Genomic DNA, 781 nt, shown 5'->3' with positions numbered 1-781 from the left:
GAAAGAGATTCAATTTCGCCGGGGACGGCCAGCGGGTTGAAGTTTCGATCATTGGGTGATGTTCCATTTTGTGATCACTAGATTGATTTTTACGTCTGATGTCGTCAGCTTTAGTTTATTCGGTAATGGAAGCGTCTGTTCGTGCCATTCTACGTCGCCATAACGTTCGTAAGCGATTTTCCAGTCGTTGAGACCTATCTGTTTGTCTAAGGTTTGCAGTGTGTTGGCCGGAGAAAGCTGGAATGTATCTGCATCGGTAGGTAAACCGAGTAACCAATCGGGCATGTGGTCAACAGGCATCATCAAGCCTGTGAGGCGATAAATCAGTTGATTAGCGTTGCGTGCTGAAAGGACTTGGTCATCATACGTTTCAACCGTTGCCCCTTGTGGGGTAATCGTCAGTTTTAATGCGGTTTGTCCCAAGACAGTGGTTAATCGAAGTTGGCTTAAAGCGGTGGAGTGCTTCCAAAAAAAGTTCAGACTTTGTCTTTGGTCGGGGCCGATGTAGCCTAATTTCCCGGTCGCTTGAAAATCATGGATGGTTTCAAGACGTTGTTCATGAGCTTGCCATTCGACGCTGGTGACGCTTTCAGGAACGGAACTACACCCAGCGAGAATAAGGCTCGACAAGAAAAAGATGAGAAAGGAACGTAAGGTCATGTTTGATGGCTTATTAATCAGTTTCATCGGGAATCGCTCACAACTATAGCATTGAAAAGACGGACTTAGGAAAACAAATCCGGCTTACCCTTTCAATAAATGCGTGCTTACAGTAAAATTC

Annotated in this window: 1 protein-coding gene; it reads right to left on the bottom strand. The window is 45.3% G+C overall.

What is annotated here, in order from left to right; all coding sequences use genetic code 11:
• Positions 1-48: 48 nt before the first annotated feature.
• Positions 49-687, bottom strand: a complete 639-nt coding sequence (lolB, locus tag R8O10_RS24720; RefSeq protein ID WP_005490532.1) for a lipoprotein insertase outer membrane protein LolB — start codon at positions 685-687, stop codon at positions 49-51.
• Positions 688-781: the final 94 nt, after the last annotated feature.

The sequence above is a fragment of the Vibrio sp. 1727 genome (genome assembly GCF_033344415.1).
Lineage (GTDB): Bacteria > Pseudomonadota > Gammaproteobacteria > Enterobacterales > Vibrionaceae > Vibrio > Vibrio alginolyticus.
The sequence above is the reverse complement of the archived record's forward strand: the minus strand, read 5'-3'. Positions and strand labels throughout refer to the sequence as shown.

What these genes read in the sequence shown, in the direction of transcription:
- lolB (WP_005490532.1), bottom strand. Translation starts at nt 687, where the DNA reads ATGAAACTGATTAATAAGCCATCAAACATGACCTTACGTTCCTTTCTC.